Annotated in this window: 21 protein-coding genes; 12 read left to right on the forward strand and 9 right to left on the reverse strand. The window is 71.8% G+C overall.

What is annotated here, in order from left to right:
- Positions 1-14: 14 nt before the first annotated feature.
- Positions 15-815 (reverse strand): enoyl-CoA hydratase/isomerase family protein, encoded by an 801-nt coding sequence (locus OF819_RS11040; RefSeq protein WP_267243243.1) that lies wholly within the window; start codon positions 813-815, stop codon positions 15-17.
- A gap of 313 nt (positions 816-1,128) precedes the next feature.
- Between OF819_RS11040 and OF819_RS11045 the strand changes: the two genes are divergently transcribed.
- Positions 1,129-1,296 (forward strand): DUF3117 domain-containing protein, encoded by a 168-nt coding sequence (locus OF819_RS11045; RefSeq protein WP_240136653.1) that lies wholly within the window; start codon positions 1,129-1,131, stop codon positions 1,294-1,296.
- Between the two features lie 185 nt (positions 1,297-1,481).
- On the opposite strand, the gene OF819_RS11050 is transcribed toward OF819_RS11045, so the two are convergent.
- Complete coding sequence (locus OF819_RS11050; RefSeq protein ID WP_323748917.1) at positions 1,482-2,159, reverse strand: O-methyltransferase; 678 nt, start codon at positions 2,157-2,159, stop codon at positions 1,482-1,484.
- A gap of 222 nt (positions 2,160-2,381) precedes the next feature.
- Here OF819_RS11050 and sigE point away from each other — a divergent pair, with 222 nt between their 5' ends.
- The 5 genes from sigE (at position 2,382) to OF819_RS11075 (ending at position 7,552) form a co-directional block, all read left to right on the forward strand.
- Positions 2,382-3,107, forward strand: coding sequence for an RNA polymerase sigma factor SigE (gene sigE, locus OF819_RS11055; protein ID WP_267243244.1), 726 nt, complete (start codon positions 2,382-2,384; stop codon positions 3,105-3,107).
- Positions 3,104-4,183, forward strand: coding sequence for an anti-sigma factor family protein (locus OF819_RS11060; protein WP_267243245.1), 1,080 nt, complete (start codon positions 3,104-3,106; stop codon positions 4,181-4,183). The genes sigE and OF819_RS11060 overlap by 4 nt, the downstream gene beginning before the upstream one ends.
- A 109-nt stretch (positions 4,184-4,292) precedes the next feature.
- The gene (locus OF819_RS11065) at positions 4,293-6,146 is read left to right on the forward strand and encodes a S1C family serine protease (RefSeq protein ID WP_267243246.1); all 1,854 of its coding nucleotides are present in this window, start codon (positions 4,293-4,295) and stop codon (positions 6,144-6,146) included.
- Positions 6,147-6,281: 135 nt separating this feature from the next.
- On the forward strand, positions 6,282-6,740 hold the full coding sequence (locus tag OF819_RS11070; protein WP_267243247.1) for a sec-independent translocase: 459 nt from the start codon (positions 6,282-6,284) through the stop codon (positions 6,738-6,740).
- A gap of 119 nt (positions 6,741-6,859) precedes the next feature.
- Positions 6,860-7,552, forward strand: a complete 693-nt coding sequence (locus tag OF819_RS11075) for a hypothetical protein (RefSeq protein WP_267243248.1) — start codon at positions 6,860-6,862, stop codon at positions 7,550-7,552.
- Positions 7,553-7,654: 102 nt separating this feature from the next.
- Here the strand turns inward: OF819_RS11075 and OF819_RS11080 are convergent, their stop codons facing one another.
- From OF819_RS11080 to OF819_RS11090, 3 genes are read right to left on the reverse strand one after another with little or no spacing between them, the layout of a single operon-like run.
- Entirely contained in the window at positions 7,655-8,788 is a 1,134-nt protein-coding gene (locus OF819_RS11080; RefSeq protein WP_267243249.1) for an Mrp/NBP35 family ATP-binding protein, read from the reverse strand.
- 44 nt (positions 8,789-8,832) lie between these two features.
- The gene (locus tag OF819_RS11085; protein WP_267243250.1) at positions 8,833-9,459 is read right to left on the reverse strand and encodes a DUF1003 domain-containing protein; all 627 of its coding nucleotides are present in this window, start codon (positions 9,457-9,459) and stop codon (positions 8,833-8,835) included.
- A 9-nt stretch (positions 9,460-9,468) separates the two neighbouring features.
- Positions 9,469-10,746, reverse strand: a complete 1,278-nt coding sequence (locus tag OF819_RS11090; RefSeq protein ID WP_267243251.1) for a magnesium transporter MgtE N-terminal domain-containing protein — start codon at positions 10,744-10,746, stop codon at positions 9,469-9,471.
- 194 nt (positions 10,747-10,940) lie between these two features.
- Here OF819_RS11090 and OF819_RS11095 point away from each other — a divergent pair, with 194 nt between their 5' ends.
- Positions 10,941-11,714, forward strand: coding sequence for a hypothetical protein (locus OF819_RS11095; protein ID WP_267243252.1), 774 nt, complete (start codon positions 10,941-10,943; stop codon positions 11,712-11,714).
- 288 nt (positions 11,715-12,002) lie between these two features.
- On the opposite strand, the gene OF819_RS11100 is transcribed toward OF819_RS11095, so the two are convergent.
- The gene (locus OF819_RS11100; protein WP_267243253.1) at positions 12,003-12,509 is read right to left on the reverse strand and encodes a hypothetical protein; all 507 of its coding nucleotides are present in this window, start codon (positions 12,507-12,509) and stop codon (positions 12,003-12,005) included.
- 35 nt (positions 12,510-12,544) lie between these two features.
- Entirely contained in the window at positions 12,545-13,678 is a 1,134-nt protein-coding gene (locus OF819_RS11105) for a magnesium and cobalt transport protein CorA (RefSeq protein WP_267243254.1), read from the reverse strand.
- 473 nt (positions 13,679-14,151) lie between these two features.
- On the opposite strand from OF819_RS11105, the gene OF819_RS11110 reads away from it, so the two are divergent.
- From OF819_RS11110 to OF819_RS11125, 4 genes are all read left to right on the forward strand, one after another.
- Entirely contained in the window at positions 14,152-14,769 is a 618-nt protein-coding gene (locus tag OF819_RS11110) for a suppressor of fused domain protein (RefSeq protein ID WP_267243255.1), read from the forward strand.
- Positions 14,770-14,850: 81 nt separating this feature from the next.
- On the forward strand, positions 14,851-15,489 hold the full coding sequence (locus OF819_RS11115; protein ID WP_267243256.1) for a DUF6758 family protein: 639 nt from the start codon (positions 14,851-14,853) through the stop codon (positions 15,487-15,489).
- 303 nt (positions 15,490-15,792) lie between these two features.
- Positions 15,793-16,656: a PHP domain-containing protein gene (locus OF819_RS11120; protein WP_267243257.1), complete on the forward strand. Its 864-nt coding sequence runs from the start codon at positions 15,793-15,795 to the stop codon at positions 16,654-16,656.
- A 46-nt stretch (positions 16,657-16,702) separates the two neighbouring features.
- Complete coding sequence (locus tag OF819_RS11125) at positions 16,703-17,308, forward strand: MarC family protein (RefSeq protein ID WP_267243258.1); 606 nt, start codon at positions 16,703-16,705, stop codon at positions 17,306-17,308.
- A 16-nt stretch (positions 17,309-17,324) separates the two neighbouring features.
- Here the strand turns inward: OF819_RS11125 and OF819_RS11130 are convergent, their stop codons facing one another.
- On the reverse strand, positions 17,325-17,483 hold the full coding sequence (locus OF819_RS11130) for a hypothetical protein (protein ID WP_267243279.1): 159 nt from the start codon (positions 17,481-17,483) through the stop codon (positions 17,325-17,327).
- Positions 17,484-17,642: 159 nt separating this feature from the next.
- On the opposite strand from OF819_RS11130, the gene OF819_RS11135 reads away from it, so the two are divergent.
- Positions 17,643-18,599 (forward strand): NYN domain-containing protein, encoded by a 957-nt coding sequence (locus OF819_RS11135; RefSeq protein WP_267243259.1) that lies wholly within the window; start codon positions 17,643-17,645, stop codon positions 18,597-18,599.
- A gap of 7 nt (positions 18,600-18,606) precedes the next feature.
- Here OF819_RS11135 and OF819_RS11140 read toward each other — a convergent pair whose 3' ends face one another.
- Positions 18,607-19,479, reverse strand: a complete 873-nt coding sequence (locus OF819_RS11140; RefSeq protein ID WP_267243260.1) for an alpha/beta fold hydrolase — start codon at positions 19,477-19,479, stop codon at positions 18,607-18,609.
- Positions 19,480-20,206 lie beyond the last annotated feature (727 nt).

The raw sequence follows: 20,206 nt of genomic DNA on the forward strand, positions 1-20,206 counted from the left end.
GGACGCTGCCGGGCTCAGCGGCCCGTGAACTTCGGCTGCTCCTTCGCCACGAACGCCTGCACCGCGATCTGGTGGTCCTCGGACGCGCCCGCCATCGTCTGCAGTTCGTCCTCCTTCTCCAGGCTCTCGGCCAGCGAGTGGTCGGCGCTGAAGTCGAGGGACTTCTTCAGCGCCGCGTAGGCCAGCGTCGGACCGTCCGCCAGGGTGCGTGCGACCGCGGCGGCCTCGTCGGCCAGCTCGCCCGCGGGGACCAGCTTGTTCGCGATGCCCAGGTCGTACGCCTCCTGGGCGGAGAAGGACCGGGGGAACAGCAGCAGCTCCATGGCGCGGCTCCGGCCGACCAGCCGGGGCAGCGTCCAGGAGACGCCCGAGTCGGCGGTCAGGGCCACCCCCGCGAACGACGTCGTGAACGACGCGCTGTCCGCGACCACCCGGTAGTCCGCGGCGAGCGCGAAGCCCAGGCCCGCGCCCGCGGCGACGCCGTTGACCCCGGCCACCACGGGCTTGGGCATCTCGGCGATGGCCCGCACGATCGGGTTGTAGTGCTTCCGCACGGTCTCCATGGTGTGGCGGGTGCCGGCGTCGCGGTCCGACTCCAGCAGGGCGACGTGCTCTTTGAGGTCCTGGCCGACGCAGAAGGCGCGTCCCGCGGCGGTGAGCAGCACCGCGCGCACCGCGGGGTCCGCGGCGGCGGACTGCACCGCGTCCCGGAGGGCGGCCTTGGCACGGATGTTCATCGCGTTCATGGCCTCTGGCCGGTTGATCGTGACGGTCGCGAGCCCGTCGCTCACCTCGTACAGCACGGTGTCGGCCATGTCAGGTCCCTTCGCGGGTCGAACGGCAGTGTCCAGCCCAAGCATGACGGAGATCATCGGCACGTGAACATGTGACCTGCGTCAAACATTGCGCAGGTCCCGGCCATGGCGCGGGGGCGAAGTATCGCAGGCGGATCGCCGAATTGAGTGGTTTTGAGTGAGCGCGTTTCGCAAGCGATGCCGACTGATGTTGGTCATCGGGTCCGGCGATGCGGGATAATGACCTGGAAGCAATGTGTTCGATGCCGGTGACGCGTGCCCTTCCACAGGGCCGTCGGCTGACGATGAGCTGGTTTCAGGAAGGGGAACGAGCATGGCGGCCATGAAGCCGCGGACGGGCGACGGCCCGCTCGAGGTGAGCAAGGAGGGGCGGGGCATCGTCATGCGCGTTCCGCTCGAAGGCGGCGGTCGGCTCGTTGTCGAGCTGACTCCGGACGAGGCCAAGGCCCTGGGTGAGGCCCTGGAGAAGGTCACCGCCTGACGCGGACGCATCCATACGCTGCACTGCCCCGGCACGCCGTCCTGTGTGCCGGGGCAGAGGCGTGTCCGGGTGCAGGCGGGTCCGGCCCAGCAGTCGTGTCCAGGCAGTCGTGTCCAGCCCGGGCGTCTTTGGGGCAGAGGCGGCTCCGGCCCGGGCGTGCCGGGGCAGACGTGTGTCAAGGCGTCTCAGCCCCTGCGCACCGCGCACAGCAGTCCGTCGCCGACCGGCAGCAGCGTGGGCAGCAGCTCCTGGCTCTCCCGCACCGCCCGCAGCAGCTCCCGCACCCGCAGCACTTCGGCCGGCTGGGCCGCGGAGTCGACCGTACGGCCGTCCGCGAAGACCCCCTCGAAGCAGACGAGACCGCCGGGCCGCAGCAGGCGCAACGATTCAGCGAGATAGTCGAGGGACTCCATCGGGTCGCCGTCGCAGAAGACGAGGTCGTATCCGCCGTCCGCCAGCCGCGGCAGCACATCGAGGGCCCGGCCCGGGATGAACCGCGCCCGGTTCCCGGCGAAGCCCGCGCCGCGGAACGCCTCGCGGGCGAACTGCTGCCGCTCCGGCTCCAGATCCACGGTCGTCAGCACCCCGTCCGGGCGCATCCCCTGCAGCAGATAGATCCCGGAGACGCCGGCGCCCGTGCCGATCTCGGCCACCGCCTTCGCGTCCGCCGTCGCGGCCAGCAGTCGCAGCGCGGCGCCGGTGCCCGGGGACACCGAGGGGAGCCCTGACTCCCGGGCCCGGTCGCGGGCCCAGCGCAGTGCGTCGTCCTCGGCGACAAAGGCGTCGGCGAACGCCCAGCTCGTCTGCCGGTTGGCGGTAATGACCTTCTCCTTGCCCCGTAGTGCGCGCGAGGCCGACTGTATCCGCTGCCCCGGGAACCCGCTGATGGGACCGGGCGTTAGGCAGGGACAGGGGGAACCGCGGGGAGCACACGGGAACGCAAGAGCCCGAACCGGCGGTGGATCCCAAATTCGCGTAAAGATTCTTATCCGGTGCTAACGGGCGAGGTGGCTATGGTAGGGGCTCCGCTGGACACCACCAGAGCCGACAGGGGAGGTGCGGCTGCACCTGCGGATCGGGGAGGAGTGCTGAGGCGCCTTCTCAGGTCGGCGGGTGGGCCGAAATCCGTGACATACACCGCTGACAGTTCCCGCACCTCTGACTCCGCACCCACGGCGACCTTCGCATCGGATGCGGAATCGCAGGCGTGGACGCCTCCCACCTGGGAGGAGATCGTCAGCACGCACAGCGGCCGCGTCTACCGCCTCGCCTATCGCCTCACGGGCAACCAGCACGACGCGGAGGATCTGACCCAGGAGGTCTTCGTCCGGGTCTTCCGCTCGCTGTCGACCTACACCCCCGGCACCTTCGAGGGCTGGCTGCACCGCATCACCACCAATCTCTTCCTGGACATGGTCCGCCGTAAGCAGCGCATCCGCTTCGACGCCCTCGGCGATGACGCGGCCGAGCGGCTGCCCAGCCGCGAGCCCTCTCCGCAACAGGCGTTCAACGACACCCACTTCGACGCGGATGTGCAGCAGGCGCTTGACACCCTCGCGCCCGAGTTCCGCGCCGCCGTGGTGCTCTGTGACATCGAGGGACTGTCGTACGAGGAGATCGCCGCGACGCTGGGCGTCAAGCTCGGCACCGTCCGCAGCCGTATCCACCGCGGGCGCTCCCATCTGCGCAAGGCCCTGAGGCACCGCTCCCCGGAGGCCCGCGCCGAGCAGCGCGGCACCGCGGCCGCGGGCGTTCCGTCGCCCGCGCTCGGGTTCGCGGGAGCCGGAGCAGGGGAGGTCGGACCGGCGTGAGCAGCACACGTCCGACTCCCGCGGAGCAGCACCTGGGGGACAGGCTCGCCGCGCTGGTCGACGGCGAGCTGACACATGACGCCCGGGACCGAGTCCTGGCCCATCTGGCAACGTGCCCCAAATGCAAGGCCGAGGCGGACGCCCAGCGCCGCCTGAAGAGCGTCTTCGCCCATGCCGCGCCGCCCCCGCCCCCCGAGGGGCTGTTGGCGCGGCTGCAGGGGCTCCCGGCGGGTCCCGGCGGGGATGGCGGCCCCGGGCCCCGTCCGCCCTTCGACGGCCTCGGCGTCGCCTTCGGCGGCGGCTTCGGACGCGGCCGGCAGAGCGAAGGGACAAGCCAGGGCGACGGGGTGAGAGGAGCGCTGAGGCCCTCGGCGGAACATACCGGCGAACCCAGCGCGGAGACGTTCGGCCACGTCCCCGCAGGCTCCCGCGCGACAGTCCTGCCGGGCGGTCCCGGAGCGGGCTTCCGGATCCATGAGACCGGGCGCGCGGCCGTCGACCGCTCTCCCTGGCGCGGCCGGAGGTTCGCCTTCGCCGCCGCGAGCGCCGTCTCGTTCGCCGCCATCGCCCTGGGCGGCACGGTGTCCCTGGACGGCTCCGCGCAGAGCAGCGCACGGGGCGAGGGCCGCGGGACCAACATCACCCCGCCGCGCACGGCCGCCGCCTCGAACACCGCCGCCTCGAACACGGCCGCGCACACCGCCTCGAACGCCGTGCCGACCGCGACGCGGAGCACATCCTCAGGCATCGGCGGGGCAGGCGTCAGCGGCTCGTTCCCCGGAGCCGCGACAAGCGTGCGCGGCGGCTCGGAGGCGGACCGCCGGCGAAGCGGCGGGTACGGGGCCTACGATCTCGCACACTCCGGCGGCGCCTCGCTGACGGCAGCACCCGCCCGGCCGGGCCAGAGCGTGCAGTCGGCCCAGCAGACGCCGTCGCCCCTGTCGCCGCTTTCGCTCTGGTCGCCTCTGTCGCCGAACCGGCCCTTCGGCACGTCCATGCCGTTCGGCGCGGAGACGCCGGCGGGACCCCTCACCGCCCCCACCCCGTCCGGGTCCCCGCTGCCCCCGCGGCCCTGACCGAGCCGGTCAGGACCCCTGCGCGGCGATTCGCAAACCTGGTTGAATCTGCGGAGCGGCGCTGCACCAGCGCCGCGGCATTTCGGCAGTCGCAGTCTGCGGGGAGAGCATGGACGACGGGAAGCTCACACAGCCCACGGGGTCAAAGGCGCGGTGGTGGAGCCGACCCGGCGCGGCAGGTGGGGCTCCCTCCCGGCCGGAGACCGGGGACACGGCAGCGGACGCCGCAGACGCCGCGGGGGACGCCGCCGGGCCGACGCCGTCCCCGGCGGCCGCCCCCGTGGCGTCGCAGACGCCTGCGACGCCGCCGACACCTGGCCCCGACGGGCCGCCCGCGGAGGCGCAGGCCGCCGCTGCGGCCCCCGCTGGACACTCTGCCCGTCCGCAGCCGCTGCATGAACCGGACGAGTACCGGACCCCGCCGTACGGAGAGCCAGGCCCCTGGGCGCCCGCACCGCCCGTGCAGCGCCCCACGGCCGGCGCCCCCGGCGCCACCCCGGCGCACGGGACGCCCGCGCCCGGCACGCCCGCGCAAGGCACCCCTGCCTCCGGCCCCCCGGCGCCCGGCACGCCCGCCCACGGCACCCCGGCTCCGACAGGCCCCGCACCCGCCCCGGCCCCTCCGGGCACGCCGCCCCAGGGGACGCCCATGCCGCCGGAGCCCCAGGGCGGGCCCCAGCACCCGTCGCAGCCTTCGCCGCAGTGGCTCCAGTACGACCCGTGGAGCGCGCCCGGACAGCAGCCGCCGGCCCAGCACGGCCCTGCGGGAGGCCATCCCGGTCACCCTGGCCACCACCTCGGCCACCCTGGCCACCTCCTCCCCTCCGGCCAGCCGCCCCAGCCCGCCCGCAAGGGCAGGCGGCGCGGCACCCTGGCCCTCGCGGCGCTGCTCATCGCGGTGGTCGCGGGCGGGGTCGGCGGCGGCATCGGCGCGTATATCGAGCGCAACGGCGGCATCACGCGGGTCGAGCTGCCGCAAGCCGGCCGTGACAACGGCGTCCGCCCGGCGGACAGCGTCGCCGGCATCGCCGCGAGCGCGCTCCCGAGCGTGGTCACCCTGCATGTCAGCGGCGGCGGAGAAGCGGGCACCGGCACCGGCTTCGTACTCGACCGGAAGGGCCACATCCTCACCAACAACCACGTGGTGGACCCGGCGGGCGAGACGGGCGACATCTCGGTCACCTTCAGCAGCGGCGACACCGCCAGGGCCACGCTCGTCGGCAAGGACAGCGGCTATGACCTCGCCGTCGTCAGGGTCGCCGGCGTGTCCAACCTCAAGCCGCTGCCGCTCGGCAACTCCGACAACGTCCAGGTCGGCGACCCCGTCGTGGCCATCGGCGCACCCTTCGATCTGCAGAACACGGTCACCGCGGGCATCATCAGCGCCAAGGAGCGCCCCATCACCGCGGGTGGCGAGAAGGGCGACGGCAGCGACATCAGCTATGTCGACGCGCTCCAGACCGACGCCCCGATAAACCCCGGCAACTCCGGCGGGCCGCTCGTCGACTCCAAGGCCCAAGTCATCGGCATCAACAGCGCGATCCGCGCGGCGGGCGACGGCCCCGGCACGGACGGCGGCCAGCCGGGCTCCATCGGCCTCGGCTTCGCCATCCCCATCAACCAGGGCAAGCGGGTCGCCGAGGAGCTGATCAACACCGGTAAGGCCACCCACCCGGTGATCGGCGTGAGCCTCGACATGAAGTTCACCGGCGACGGCGCGCGCGTCGGCGAGAAGGGCCGTGACGGCGGGCCGTCCGTCACACCGGGCGGACCGGCCGCGAAGGCGGGCATCAGGCCCGGCGATGTGATCACCAAGGTCGACGGCCAGCGGGTGCACAGCGGCGAGGAGCTGATCGTGAAGATCCGCGCCCACCGCCCCGGAGACGAACTCCAGCTGACCCTCCGGCGCGGCGGCTCCGGCGAACGCACCCTGACGCTGATCCTCGGCTCGTCCGGCAGCTGAACAACAATCGCACTCTGGCCCGGCCGGGCGGGGCAAGGTACCGCCCGGCGAGCGCGGGCGGGTACCGTGGAACGGGCCTTTTCGCCCTCATCGAAGAGTCGATGTGCGGGCCCGTGGACCACGAGGAGCAGCAGGGTGTTCAACGACATAGGCGGACTGGAGCTGGTGGCGCTTGTGATCCTCGCGGTGCTCATCTTCGGCCCCGACAAGCTGCCGAAGGTCATCCAGGACGCCGCCCGCTTCATCCGGAGGCTCCGCGCGTTCTCCGAGAGCGCGAAGCAGGACATCCGCAGCGAGCTGGGGCCGGAGTTCAAGGACTTTGAGTTCGAGGACCTCAACCCCAAGGCGTTCATCCGCAAGCAGCTCGACCAGAGCGAGGAGCTGAAGGAGCTCAAGGAGCTTCGCAGCTCGTTCGACTTCAAGAAGGACGTCAACGAAGTCGTCGACGCGGTCAACGGCAGGGCGTCCGGCCCCGATGACTCAGCTCCCGCCGCAGCTCCCGGAAGCTCCTCTTCCACCGGCCCCGACCTGCTCAAGAAGCGCGTAACGCTCGAGAAGGACGAGCGGCCGCCCTTTGACGCAGACGCCACCTGAGTACCGTCAATCCCTGCGAGACGGGACAGGGTGGCTATTCTCCATCTGTCCGGAAGTCAGGACGCCCGAGGGGGGCGGGTCCGTTCCGGGTCTCGAAATACAAGGAGGCGGCCGGATAGATGGAGACGACGAGTCGAGTAGCGGTACCGGGTACGACCGACCCATCCCCCGCTGCGGGCGGGGAGCGACCGCTGGGGGCCAAGGAGAAAATAGCGGCTCGGCGGTCGATCGACGGATACCTGCGCGCGTCCTTCCCCTGGTACGGACTGGACGAGGCGTTCACCGGGCCCCGCCGTCTGATGCACGTGGGCACGGCGGCGGACGGCACGGTCCAGCACGGCTCCGTGGGGCACGGCGACGAGCCGTCGATAAAGTCCGACGGAAGCCAGAGCCCGGAGCGTGAGCGCTTCGCGGTCGTCGTCACCGTGGCGGTCAGCCCGGTCCGGCGCAGCGGCGACGGGACGGGCGTCCTGGAAGCCACCACGGTCTCCTCGGCCGCCTGGCTGGCCGGGTCCGGGCTGCTCGCCCACACCTGGCCGCCGCAGCTGGACCACGCGCTGCGCGACGACTGGCTGGAGCAGCAGACGGAGACCGCGTTCGAACTCGCCGACGATCTGGCGGGGCCGGCCTGGTCCACCCTGTCGCTTCCGGTCGACGGCGAGCCGACGCCCTTCCACTACCGGGAGTCGGAGTTCGGCTGGGTGCTGGCCGGTCCGACGGACGGCGGGGTGCACATCGGCGCGTATGGGCGCGGGATGAGCGCGTACGGCCTGGGCTTCTCGGTGATCCAGGACCTCACGGCGTACACCTGAGAACAGGGCGTACACCTGAGAACAGGAGGGGCGCCGCTCAGCCGAGTGACGCCCCTTCTGTGTCTGCCTGAGTGCCGGAACAGCCTGCCGGAACTGTCCGCTTCAGAACTTGTTGCGCGGGGTGATGCCCAGCGACATGCCCGACAGACCGCGCTGACGGCCGCCGAGCTTTCCGGCGATGGTGCGCAGCGCCGCGCCCGCCGGGGACTCCGGGTCGGTGAGTACGACCGGCTTGCCCTCGTCGCCGCCTTCCCGCAGCCGTACGTCGATGGGGATCGCGCCGAGCACGGGCACCGTCGCGCCGGTGGTCCTGGTCAGCCCCTCGGCGACCTGCTGGCCGCCGCCCGTGCCGAACACATCCACCATCTCGTCGCAGTGCGGGCAGGGCAGCCCCGACATGTTCTCGACGACCCCGACGATCTTCTGGTGGGTCTGCACGGCGATCGAGCCGGCCCGCTCGGCGACCTCGGCGGCGGCCTGCTGCGGGGTGGTGACCACCAGGATCTCGGCGGTCGGCACCAGCTGCGCCACGGAGATGGCGATATCGCCGGTGCCGGGCGGCAGATCCAGCAGCAGCACGTCCAGATCGCCCCAGTACACATCGGCGAGGAACTGCTGAAGCGCGCGGTGCAGCATGGGTCCGCGCCACACCACCGGGGCGTTGCCGGGGGTGAACATGCCGATCGAGATGACCTTCACACCGTTCGCCGACGGCGGCATGATCATGTTCTCGACCTGGGTGGGCCGGCCCTCGGCGCCCAGCATGCGCGGCACGCTGTGGCCGTAGATGTCCGCGTCGACGACGCCGACCTTCAGCCCGTCGGCGGCCATCGCGGCGGCCAGGTTCACGGTCACGGAGGACTTGCCGACGCCGCCCTTGCCGGAGGCCACCGCGTACACGCGGGTCAGCGAGCCGGGCTTGGCGAACGGCACCTCACGCTCGGCCGCGCCGCCGCGCAGTGAGGCGGCCAGCTCGCGCCGCTGCTCGTCGCTCATCACGTCCAGCGCCACATCGACCCCGGTCACCCCGTCGACCCGGGCGACCGCGTCGGTCACGTTCCTGGTGATCGTTTCCCGCATGGGGCAGCCGGAGACGGTCAGATACACCGTGACGGCGACCGCCCCGTCCGCACCGATCTCCACCGATTTGACCATGCCGAGTTCGGTGATCGGTCGGTTGATCTCGGGGTCGTTCACCGTCGACAGTGCCTCGAGCACCGCGTCTTCCGTAACCATACGGACGATGGTACGGCGCTGGCTCCCACCGCCGGAAAGAGCGGTCAGCGGTCGTGTTCGTCACTCCGGTTCCCGTCCCCGGACGGGAATACGGCGCGCTGCTCCTCCAGCGTCCCTTCCAGCGTGCCCTCCAGCGTTCTGGTCATCTCCTCCAGCTCGGAGCGGATCCAGTCGCGGGTGGCGACCTCCCCGAGGCCCATCCGCAGCGCCGCGATCTCGCGGGTCAGATACTCGGTGTCCGCGATCGAGCGCTCGTTCTGCTTGCGGTCCTGCTCATGGGTGACGCGGTCGCGGTCGGCCTGGCGGTTCTGCGCCAGCAGGATCAGCGGGGCCGCGTAGGAGGCCTGCAGCGAGAGGGCGAGCGTCAGAAAGATGAACGGGTACTCGTCAAACCGCAGCTCCTTGGGCGCGGCGGCGTTCCATCCGATCCAGATGACGACGATCCCGGTCATCCAGGCGATGAATCGCCAGGTGCCCAGGAAGCGGGCGATCCGCTCGGACAGCCGGCCGAAGACCTCGGGGTCGTACTCCGGCAGCAGCGTACGCCGGGGCGCGCGGGGCATGTCGAGCCGCGTGCGGTGGCGGGAGACGGCGCTCGCGCCCGACGGCATGCGCTCGCGGGCCTCCAGACGTTCCATGCGGTCCGGGCCGCCGCCCTCGCCGCTGGTCATGCGCGTCCCCTAGCCATGCGCGTCCCCGTGGTCCGCGGTCTCCTCGAACTCCGTCTCCCGCCAGTCGTCCGGCAGCAGATGGTCCAGCACATCGTCGACGGTCACCGCGCCCAGCAGCGAGCCGCTCTCATCGACGACGGGCGCGGCGACCATGTTGTACGCGGCGAGATAGCTGGTGAGCTCCGGCAGCGCGGTGTCCGGCCCCAGCGGCGGCAGATCGCTGTCGACCAGCGAGCTGACCAGCGTGAACGGCGGATCGCGCAGCAGCCGCTGGAAGTGCACCATGCCCAGGTACTTGCCGGTCGGCGTCTCGTCGGGCGGCCGGCACACATACACCTGCGCCGCCAGCGCCGGTGACAGATCCTGCTGCCGTACCCGGGCGAGCGCGTCGGCGACCGTCGCGTCCGGCCGCAGCACGATCGGCTCCGTGGTCATCAGACCGCCTGCCGTCCGCTCCTCGTACGACAGCAGCCGGCGCACATCCGCCGCGTCGTCCGGCCGCATCAGGGTAAGCAGCCGCTCCTTGTCCTCCTCCGGCAGCTCGGAGAGCAGATCCGCCGCGTCGTCCGGGTCCATCGCCTCCAGGACGTCCGCGGCCCGCTCCTCCTTCAGCTTGCCGAGGATCTCCACCTGATCGTCCTCCGGCAGCTCCTCCAGCACATCGGCCAGCCGGTCGTCGTCGAGCGCGGCGGCGACCTCGGCGCGGCGCTTCGGCGACAGATGGTGCAGCACATTCGCCAGGTCGGCGGGGCGCATCCGTTCGAAGGTGGCGACGAGACTCTCCGCGCCCTGCCCGTGCTCCTCCAGCGAGAAGCCCGTGACGGCCGACCACTCGACGGTCAGCGCCTCCCCCTTGCGGCGCAGCGCCCCGCCCTTCCCCTTGCGTACGAAGACCTTGTCGATCTCCCAGTCGCGGCGGGCGGGCAGCTGCTGGATCGAGACGTCCAGCACGGTGACCTCCTCGCCCGTCTCCACCAGCCGCACCCGCCGGTCCAGCAGCTCGCCGAGAACGAGCCGCTCGGTCGGCCGCTGTTCGAAGCGCCGCATATTGACCACGCCCGTGGTGATGACCTGGCCCGACTCCATGCCCGTCACCCGGGTCATGGGGAGGAAGATCCGGCGGCGGCTGACCACCTCGACGACCATGCCCAGCAGCCGGGGCGGACGGCGGCCCACGCGCAGCATCGCCACCAGATCGCGGACGCGTCCGACCTGGTCGCCGTTGGGGTCGAAGACGGCGACGCCGGCGAGGTGCGAGACGAAGATGCGAGGGGCGCCTGCGGGCATGCGATGCGCCTCCTCTTCGCTGCGGAATGCCGCGTTCCAGGCCTTTCAGGCTAGTCCGTTCCCTTCTGCGCCGCCCTGATGAAGCGTCCGTACGGAACTCGCACGAAGCTCTTACGCCTGGCTGCGGAGGGGCGGATACCGCACAGGTACGCTGCCGACTGCCACCACGACCGCGTATGAGAGGCAGTGCGCCTGTGACTCCCCTCCCCCCCGCCGCGCGAAGGCGAAGAGCCGTGCTGTCCCTGGCGCTGTGCGCCGGGCTGACCGCGTCGCTCACTGCGTGCGGCGGCGAAGAGGATCCGGACGCGGGGACCAATGGCGTGGGCAAGCTCTCCGCGGCCGAGATCGAGACGAAGGCGAAGGCGGCGGCGGACGCGGCGTCGTCGGTGCGGCTGTCGGGCACGCTGGTGACCTCGGGCAGCACCTATAAGCTGAACATGCGCCTGAAGCAGGACGGCGGCAGCGGATCCGTCACCGCGAAGGACACCACCTTCGAGCTGCTGCGGATCGGCGACGCGCTCTATCTCAGGGCGGACGCCGGCTTCTGGACCCACACGGACGCCAAGAGCGGCGAGAAGCCGAGCAAGGCGGACCTGGAGGCCGCGGAGAAACTCAACGGCAAATATGTGAAAGTCCCCAAGGGCGACCCCGCGTACGAGCAGTTCCGCGGCTTCACCGATATGGACCTGCTGCTCGACGGACTGCTCGGGATGCACGGCGCGCTGGTCAAGGGCGACCGCACGAAGGTCGGCGGCGTCCGCGCCATCAAGGTCACCGGCAGCGAGGGCGGCGGCAATGCCCTCGACGTCTCCCTTGAGGGCACGCCCTACCCCCTCCAGTTCACGCGCGCGGGCGGGACGGGAGTGCTGACCCTGGGGGACTGGGGCAAGGACTTTCCCCTGAAGGAACCGCCGAAGGAGGAGACGGTGGACTACGGGGGCCAGCTGCCGAAGACGAGCGACGACTGAAACGGGGGGGGCTCCGCCCCCAGACCCCCCTCCGGGGGGAGGGCCTGCGCGCCCCAGGGCCGGCGCCTTCGCACCGCCCGCCCCGGTACGGCCTTCGGCCGTGTCCTCAATCTCCCCAGCGACCGCCGTTTGAGGCGCAGGAGCCAGAAGCCCAGCCCCGCCTGGGGGTACCCCCAGGCGGGGCTGGGGGAGTTTGAGGCGAGGGGGCAGCACAATCAAGCCCCGTGGGGGCACCCCCGGACGGAGTCTGGGGGAGATTGAGGCGCGGGGTCTGGGGCGGAGCCCCAGTCAGCGGCCGCCGCGCTTGAAGAGGAGGCGGGGAAGCGCCGCCGGCACCGCGCGGCGCGTGACCGCGTCAGAAGGCAACGGCGCCGCCGCCAGCGACCCGGTCGGCAGGTCCATGCTCACCTCCCGCGGCTCCAGCCGCAGCACCCGGCACTCCCGCCCCCACCGCTCCGGCATCCGCTCCGCGTCCGGCGCGTTCAGCCGCTTGCCCTTCAGCTCGGCGACCGCCGCCTCCCACGCCTCGGAGCCCGGTGCGAGCTCGCGCACCTCGGCGGTCCAGGCCACCAGCCGGCCGCCTTTGTCCTTGCTGCGCACGGTCACCTCGGCGCGGCCGCCGTCGGTGAGCCCCGGCAGGGGCTGCTCGCCGGGGCCGTCGCCGACGACGTACGCGGCGCCGTCGTGCCATACGTGCCACAGGGCGCGCTCCGGGCCGTCGCCGCGCACCCAGATCAGGCCGGACTTCTTGGCGGCCTCCTCGACGAGCGCCTGGCCGAGCAGCTTGTCTGTCATACCAGCAGCCTAGTGCCCCTCCCGGCCGCGGCCCGCTACAGCCAGCCGTTGCGCTTGAGCGTGCGGTGGATGGCGAAGCAGACGCCCAGGATTCCGGTGAGCACCAGCGGGTAGCCGTACCGCCACTCCAGCTCCGGCATGTACGTGAAGTTCATGCCGTAGATCCCGCACACGGCCGTCGGCACCGCGATGATCGCCGCCCATGAGGTGATCTTGCGCATGTCCTCGTTCTGCGCCACCGTCGCCTGCGCCAGATTCGCCTGGAGGATCGAGTTCAGCAGCTCGTCGAAGCCGATGACCTCCTCCTGCACGCGTGCGAGGTGGTCGGCGACGTCCCGGAAGTACTTCTGGATGTCGGGGTCGACCAGCCGCATCGGCCGCTCGCTCAGCAGCTGCATGGGCCGCAGGAGCGGGGTCACCGCCCGCTTGAACTCCAGCACCTCACGCTTGAGCTGGTAGATCCGCCCGGCGTCGCTGCCGCGCGGGCTGCCCTTCGCGGGCGCGGAGAAGACATCGATCTCGACCTCGTCGATGTCGTCCTGCAACGCGTCGGCCACGGCGATATAGCCGTCCACGACATGGTCGGCGATGGCGTGCAGCACCGCGGACGGCCCCTTGGCCAGCAGCTCCGCGTCCTTCTGCAGACCGTGGCGCAGGGCGCGCAGGGAGCCCTTGCCGCCGTGCCGGACGGTGATGACGAAATCCCGCCCGGTGAAGCACATCACCTCGCCGGTCTCCACGACCTCGCTCGTCGCGGTCAGTTCGGCGTGCTCGATGTAGTGGACCGTCTTGAAGACGGTGAACAGGGTGTCGTCGTACCGCTCCAGCTTGGGCCGCTGGTGCGCGTGGACCGCGTCCTCGACGGCGAGCGGGTGCAGCCCGAACTCCGCCGCGATGCCGGCGAATTCCTCCTCGGTCGGCTCATGCAGCCCGATCCAGGCGAAGCCGCCGCCCTCTCGCACCCGCAGCATCGCCTCGTGTGGCGTCAGACAGGTCTCGTCCTCCAGCCGCTGACCGTCGCGGTAGACGGCGCAGTCGACGACCGCGCTGGAGGCCGACGCGTCGCGGGTGGGGTCGTACGCGTTGTACGAGCCGTACGCACCGCTCTTGCGCAGTGCGGGACGCAGGGCGGGACGGACCACGGCACGCAGGTCACGGATCATCGACATGGCTGGCTCCTTCACGACTGAAGGCCGTCGGCGGAAGACGTGGCACAGCCCGGAACGAGGACGTGAGGCGCGCCGGTGCGCACGGGGCGACCAGGGCGCGTACGTCCGCAAATCGGGCGGCACCGCGCAACCGCGAAGGGGACGGCGTTCGCTGCAGACAGGCGGAAAGCGAAGGTGAAGTGCTCTTCCGGCGTGCGCCGTGCGGGAGTTTCAGCTCGCCCGCAGGCCCCAGGAGATCAGCTGGAGCTCAGCTCACGGACGAGGCGAAGGCGGTTCGGAAGAGCGGCTGGTACTGCACGATCGACTTCGATCCATCGCAGCCCCACCTCCTCCGGCCGGTCCCCCGTGGGGGATGACGTGTCGTCGGGTTACGGGTCTCACAAGCGGGCGACCCGACCAGCGGCCAAGACTATCAGCCGACTGAGGGCCAATCTCTTCCTTTGCCCGTTCCATATGCGTTTTATGCTCGCCGCATGGAAGATGTTCTTGCTCTCGTCGAGGCACGGTTGCGTATGGCGCTCGGGGAGCCTGATGCGCGGGCCTCCGTCACCTTCCTCGGCACGAATCGCATCGAGGTGCTGCGTTTCGCGGACCGGGGCGGGGACGAAGGGAACGGCGGCTACGGCGGGGGCATCGTCCGCTATGTCACGCTCGGCATGTCCGCCCAGCCGATGACGGACCCCACGGCGGCCCTGGCCGATCCTGTGAAGGGGCCGCGCGCGGAGCTGGTCCTCTCGGTGCGCGCGGGGCTCGCGGACACCGACAAGGTGCTCCGCCCGCTCGCCGTGCTGGCCGCCTCGCCGCAGGTAGAGGGGGTGGTGGTGGCCCCGGGGGCGTCATTGGACGTGGGCGAGCCGCTGTGGCCGGGTGCGCCGTTCACCTCGGTGCTGGTCGCGGAGCCGGGCGGTCTGGTGGAGGACCTGGAGCTGGACGCCCCGAGGGACCCGGTGCGCTTTCTGCCGCTGCTGCCGATGACGCCCAACGAGGCGGCCTGGAAGCGGGTCCACGGCGCACAGGCCCTCGAAGAACGCTGGCTCACCGGCGGAACCGATCTGCGCGATCCGCTGCGCAGGTCAGCGGCCCTGGACTGAACGGCTGAACGCGACGGCGGTGCGCTCCGGACGGGTGATCGTCCTTGACGCGACGACGGCCGGAGAGGACCGTGGAACGCTATGAGGGGCGAACCCAGTTGCCCGAAGTGCGGTGGCCGGGTCAGGGCGCCCGGTCTCTTCGCCGACTCCTGGCAGTGCGATGTGCATGGGGCCGTGCACCCGCTGCAACCGGTGATCCCGCCCAGCGTCGAGGCGCTCGGCGTCGTCGTGCACCGGGCACAGGTGCCGGTGTGGATGCCGTGGCCGCTGCCCGTCGGCTGGCTGTTCACGGGGGTGGCATACGCGGGCGACGACCGCAGCGGCGGCCGGGCGACCGCCGTCGCCTGCTCGGGCCCCGGGCCCCTGGGCGGCCTGGGGGAGCTGCTGCTGGTCGCCGAGGAACTGGGCGTCGGCCTCGGCGCGCGCTACGCGGGCACGGACGGCCCCGACCCGGGCCCGCACATCTGCGTCGACAAATCGCCTCAGACCAAGGTCCTCGCGGGTGGCCGTCCCACCCCTCTGTGGCATGTCGCGGGCGCGCCCGACGACCGCGCGGTCTTCGCCGGCGAGGCGCGCGGGCTGTGGCTCTGGGCGATCGCCTGGCCCGAGCAGTCCGGCCTGCTGATGTACGACGAGCTGGTCCTCACGGATCTGCGGGACGCGGGCGCGGAGGTCGAACTCCTCCCCTGCGGGGCGCTCTCGCCCCGACTGCTGTCGTAGCGCCCGGTCCTGTGCGCACCCCCCGGTCCTGTGCCGTAACGCCCGCTGCCGTGCGGTAACGCCCGCTGCCGTGCGGTAGCGCCGGCTCCTGTGCGGTAACTCCTGCTGCCGTGCGGTAGCGCCCACCCCCCGCCGCAGCGCCCGCTCCCGCCGGGCATCCCCCTGCCGCCGGGGCCTCCCGCCGGGGCGCTCGCCCGCCGTTCGCGCTATGGCGTTGGACACGCGGCGGTCCGGGGGCCGCCGGAACGCGGTTATTCTGGAGCGTCCCGCTGTCCGCCCCGAGCCGCTCTGGAGTCACGCGTCGTGCGCATCGATCTGCACACCCACTCCACGGCCTCGGATGGTACGGACACCCCGGCCGAGCTGGTGCGCAACGCCGCCGCTGCCGGCCTGGACGTCGTCGCGCTCACCGATCACGACACCACCCGCGGCCATGCCGAAGCCGCCGCCGCGCTTCCCGAGGGCCTCACCCTCGTCACCGGGGCCGAGCTGTCCTGCCGTATCGAGGGTGTGAGCCTGCATATGCTCGCGTACCTCTTCGACCCGGACGAGCCGGAGCTGCTGCGCGAGCGGGAGCTGGTGCGCGACGACCGGGTGCCGCGCGCGCGGGCGATGGTCGCCAAGCTGCGGGAGCTGGACGTTCCCATCACCTGGGAGCAGGTGGCCAAGATCGCGGGCGACGGCTCGGTCGGCCGGCCCCATATCGCCTCCGCCCTGGTCGACCTGGGCGTCGTGGAGACGGTCTCCGACGCCTTCACGCCCGAGTGGCTCGCCGACGGCGGCCGGGTCTTCGTGGCGCGTCACGAGCTTGATCCGTTCGAGGCGATCCGCCTGGTCAAGGCCGCCGGCGGGGTGACCGTCTTCGCGCACCCGCTCGCTGTCAAGCGCGGTGAGGTGGTGCCCGAGGACGCGATCGCCCGCCTCGCCGCCGCGGGCCTCGACGGCATCGAGGCCGACCATATGGACCACGACGCCGCCACCCGCGCCCGGCTGCACGGCCTCGCCGCCGATCTCGGGCTGCTGGCCACCGGCTCCAGCGACTACCACGGCAGCCGCAAGACCTGCCGGCTCGGCGAGTACACGACCGATCCGGAGATCTACGGCGAGATCACGCGCCGGGCGACGGGCGCGTTCCCCGTTCCGGGCGCCGGCGGGCCGCGCCCGTAAACCCCCGCCCGCCCCTGTACGACCCACGTTTCCGCAAGGTCCCACTGTGTTCGACGCTGCCCTTTTCGGCTCTCTGTTTCTGACCCTTTTTGTCATCATGGATCCCCCCGGGATCACTCCGATCTTCCTCGCCCTGACCGCGGGCCGTCCGGCCAAGGTGCAGCGCCGGATGGCGTGGCAGGCGGTCGCCGTGGCGCTGGGAGTGATCACCCTCTTCGGCATCATGGGCCGGCAGATCCTCGACTATCTGCATGTGGACGTGCCCGCGCTGATGATCGCGGGAGGTCTGCTCCTGCTGCTCATCGCGCTCGACCTGCTGACCGGCAAGACGGACGAACCCAAGCAGACCAAGGATGTCAACGTCGCACTGGTGCCGCTGGGCATGCCGCTGCTGGCGGGCCCCGGCGCGATCGTCTCGGTCATCCTCGCGGTCGAGAAGGCCGACGGCTTCGGCGGCCAGATATCCGTCTGGGCGGCGATCGCAGCGATGCACATCGTGCTGTGGCTGACGATGCGTCACTCGCTGCTGATCATCCGCGTCATCAAGGACGGCGGGGTGGTGCTGGTGACCCGGCTCGCGGGCATGATGCTCTCCGCGATCGCCGTACAGCAGATCATCAACGGCGTCACCCAGGTCATCCAGGGCGCGTGAGCCGGCGCACGGGCTGTTACGAGGTCTGCGAGGTGTATGCGGTGGCGGCGGAGTCCGCCGGGCGGATGTAGATACGCTGCCCGATGGCCGCGGCCTGCTGAACCAGCCGGTTCACGGAGGCGGCGTCCACCACCGTGCTGTCCACCGCGGTGCCGTCGATGTCGTCGAGTCGCATGATCTCAAAGCGCAAAGTGTCTCCCTTCGTCGTGCTTCGTCGTGGCGTACGTACGGTTACAACAGGCGCCCTCCAGAAAACATTCCCTACGCTAAGGAAATTTTTTGGATGGCTAACTACTCGCGAGTAAGGACGGTCCCCGCGGACAATGAGGCCGGTATGAACGAGGCCCGTGTGAATGACCCAGAGGACCCGGCGAACGGCCGCACATCCGGCCACGCCATCGCCGCCCGTCTGGAGCGCACCAATGCGCTCCTGGAGCGGATGCTCGCGGAGGTCGCCAAAACCCCGTCCACGCACGCCATCTTCGTGGACGCGGGTTACGTCTATGCTGCGGCCGGATTGCTGGTCGCGGGCACCGAGGACCGGCGCTCCTTCGACCTGGACGCGGAGGGGCTGATCGACGCGTTCATCGACAAGGCCCGCACGATCTTCGCCGACAGCCGGCTGCTGCGGGTCTACTGGTACGACGGCGCCCGCCGCCGCATTCACACAGCAGAGCAGCAGACCATCGCCGAGCTGCCGGATGTGAAGGTGCGGCTGGGCAACCTCAACGCCAGCAACCAGCAGAAGGGCGTCGACTCCCTCATCCGCAGCGACCTGGAGTCACTCGCCCGGCACCGCGCCATCAGCGACGCGGCGCTGGTCGGCGGTGACGAGGACCTGGTCTCCGCGGTCGAGGCGGCACAGGGATACGGGGCGCGGGTCCATCTGTGGGGCATCGAGGCGGCCGACGGCCGCAACCAGGCGGAGCCGCTGCTGTGGGAGGTCGACAGTCAGCGCACCTTCGATCTCGACTTCTGCCGGCCGTATGTCACGCGGCGGCCCGTGACGATGTACGAGGGGGAGGACGCGGGCGCCGCCGACGCCGAGCCGCCGCCCTCACGCGACGAGGTGCGCTTCGTCGGCGCGCAGATCGCGGCCGCGTGGCTGGCCGAGCGGGGGCACAACGCGATGACGGAGCTGCTGCCGGGACACCCGTATCTGCCCGGACCGGTCGACCAGGACCTGCTGATCGAGGCGGAGCGCGTGCTGCGCCGATCGCTGCGGGGGCACGCGCAGCTGAGGCGGGCGCTGCGGGACGGCTTCTGGCAGCATCTGCGCTCCGTGACCTGACCGCTGCTCAGGCCGGGTCGTCGCACCGCTCCCAGAACGCCGCGACCGCCGCCGCCGTCTCCGCGGGCCGGTCCGTGTTGGGGGAGTGGTCGGCTCCCGCGATGACCGTACGGCAGGCGCCGAGCCGCTCGGCCATCGCGTCGAGCAGCGGCACCGGCCAGGTGTCGTCCTGCTCGCCGGACAGCACATGCTTGGGCAGCTGCCGTACGGCGGCGAGCTCGCCCACCCGGTCCGGCTCAGCCGTCAGCTGGCGTCCGGTGGCCAGGAGTTGGGCGGGCGTGTGGCGCAGCCAGCGGCGGCGCAGATCCGCGCCGTTTCCGGCCTCGGGCCCCGCGTCCTCTGGCGGTTCGAAGGCCTGCATGGCCTCCCAGACCTCCGCCATGCTCATGGCGGCGAGGGCCTCGCTGAGCAGCCTGACCTTCTGCTGCTGGGACGGCGCGATCTGGGCGGGGCCGGAGGACATGAGCGTGAGGCTGGCGAAGGGGGCCGCGTCGAGGAGCACGGCGGCACGGGCGATCTGGCCGCCGAGCGAATGCCCGAGCAGATGCAGCGGCCTGCCGCCGCTGTCCGAGACCGCGTGGGCCTGTGCCAGCACGTCCCGCGCCAACTCGCCCTGCGCATAGGCCTGCGGGTCGTCCGGGCCGGGCGTCTCGTACTGCCCGCGCCCGTCGACGGAGACCACCCGGTAGCCCGCGGCGGCGAGCGGCTCCAGCAGCGCGATGAAGTCCTCCTTGCTCCCCGTGTACCCGGGCAGCAGCAGCGCGTCCGCGCGCGGCTCGCCCGCGGGCAGCGCCTCCAGCACGGCGAACTCGCCCCGCGCGGTGCGGAGCGCGTGGGCGCGGGCGGACGGGGGCGGGGTGAAGGTGGGCGGCCGGCTCATGCCCCGAGGCTATCGCCGCGACCGCCCCCTCAGTCTGCGGGGGCTCCCCCCCCCGGACCCCGCGCCGCAATCTCCCCCAGACCCCGCCCGGGCCCACCCCCACGGGCTGGTTTTCTGGTTCCTGTGCCTGAAGCGCTGGTGGGGCTGGTTTTCTGGTTCGTGCGCCTGAAGCGCTGGCGGGGCTTGGTTTCTGGTCCCCGCGCCTCAATCTCCCCCAGACTCCGTCCGGGGGTGCCCCCACGGGGCTTGCTTGTGCGGCCTCTCGCGTCTCAAGCGTCGGCGGGGCTCAATTGAGGCCGTTGGGGGCACCCCCCACGGGGGTACCCCTGGGGTGCCCCCGGACGGAGTCTGGTGGAGGCAGCAGCAGGAGGACTCTTGGGGAGGCGGCTGGGGAGCTTTGAGGACACGGCCGAAGGCCGTGCCTGGGGCTGGCGGCGCGAAGCTGCCGCCCCTGGGGGCGCGGGGCGCCAGCCCCGCAGCCCCTCCCCCCCGAAGGGGGGTCTGGGGGCGGAGCCCCCAGTTGCGGGAAGGGGTGGGGTGGGGAAGCAAACAGCCCGAGCCCCGGGCCCCCGCAGCAAAGGCGGGAGCCCGGGGCTCAAGCAGGTCACGGCCGTGGCGGCCGTCGGGAGGGGTCAGCCCTCCGGCTGGGTACGGGCACGGGTGCGGGTGCGGCGGCGGGGCTTGCGCTCCGCAGGCGCGGCACCCGCGGCACCCTCGGCGTCCGCGA

Origin of the sequence: Streptomyces sp. PR69, from assembly GCF_026420845.1 — a bacterium.
Taxonomy (GTDB): Bacteria; Actinomycetota; Actinomycetes; order Streptomycetales; family Streptomycetaceae; genus Streptomyces.

Coding starts and splice junctions, on each gene's coding strand:
- OF819_RS11105 (WP_267243254.1), bottom strand. CDS start 13,678: ATGTCGATGATCCGTGACCTGCGTGCCGTGGTCCGTCCCGCCCTGCGT.
- OF819_RS11040 (WP_267243243.1), bottom strand. CDS start 815: ATGGCCGACACCGTGCTGTACGAGGTGAGCGACGGGCTCGCGACCGTC.
- OF819_RS11090 (WP_267243251.1), bottom strand. CDS start 10,746: ATGCCCGCAGGCGCCCCTCGCATCTTCGTCTCGCACCTCGCCGGCGTC.
- OF819_RS11140 (WP_267243260.1), bottom strand. CDS start 19,479: ATGAGCCGGCCGCCCACCTTCACCCCGCCCCCGTCCGCCCGCGCCCAC.
- OF819_RS11045 (WP_240136653.1), top strand. CDS start 1,129: ATGGCGGCCATGAAGCCGCGGACGGGCGACGGCCCGCTCGAGGTGAGC.
- OF819_RS11135 (WP_267243259.1), top strand. CDS start 17,643: ATGAACGAGGCCCGTGTGAATGACCCAGAGGACCCGGCGAACGGCCGC.
- OF819_RS11075 (WP_267243248.1), top strand. CDS start 6,860: ATGGAGACGACGAGTCGAGTAGCGGTACCGGGTACGACCGACCCATCC.
- OF819_RS11100 (WP_267243253.1), bottom strand. CDS start 12,509: ATGACAGACAAGCTGCTCGGCCAGGCGCTCGTCGAGGAGGCCGCCAAG.
- OF819_RS11080 (WP_267243249.1), bottom strand. CDS start 8,788: ATGGTTACGGAAGACGCGGTGCTCGAGGCACTGTCGACGGTGAACGAC.
- OF819_RS11065 (WP_267243246.1), top strand. CDS start 4,293: ATGGACGACGGGAAGCTCACACAGCCCACGGGGTCAAAGGCGCGGTGG.
- OF819_RS11110 (WP_267243255.1), top strand. CDS start 14,152: ATGGAAGATGTTCTTGCTCTCGTCGAGGCACGGTTGCGTATGGCGCTC.
- OF819_RS11085 (WP_267243250.1), bottom strand. CDS start 9,459: ATGACCAGCGGCGAGGGCGGCGGCCCGGACCGCATGGAACGTCTGGAG.
- OF819_RS11130 (WP_267243279.1), bottom strand. CDS start 17,483: ATGCGACTCGACGACATCGACGGCACCGCGGTGGACAGCACGGTGGTG.
- OF819_RS11115 (WP_267243256.1), top strand. CDS start 14,851: ATGAGGGGCGAACCCAGTTGCCCGAAGTGCGGTGGCCGGGTCAGGGCG.